At 71.5% G+C, this 326-nt stretch carries 1 protein-coding gene; it reads left to right on the top strand.

Features of this window, described 5'->3' with window-relative positions:
• Nucleotides 1-326, top strand: a 326-nt coding sequence (locus ACYQ1K_RS27970) for a Calx-beta domain-containing protein (protein ID WP_459986902.1), incomplete at both ends; no start/stop codon positions are given.

The following is a 326-nucleotide window of genomic DNA, read 5'->3' as shown; positions in this document are numbered from 1 at the left end:
GGCGACACCCTCGACGAGCCCGACGAGACGCTGAGTCTCGACCTGTCCGCGGTCACCGGCGCCACCCTCGGCGACGGCCACGCCGTCGGCACCATCGTCGACGACGACGCCCCGCCGACACTCTCCATCGGCAACACCACGATCACCGAAGGCAACAGCGGCACCACCACCGCCAACGTCCCGGTGACCCTGTCGGCGGCCAGCGGCAAGACCATCACGGTCACCTACGCCACCGCCAACGGCACCGCCACCGCCGGCTCCGACTACACCGCCACGACCGGCACGCTCACCTTCGCCCCCGGCCAGACCACCCAGAACGTCGCCGT

It is taken from the genome of Nocardioides sp. AN3 (assembly GCF_054653495.1).
Note: the sequence above shows the minus strand (reverse complement) of the source record. Positions and strands in the feature narration are given on the sequence as shown.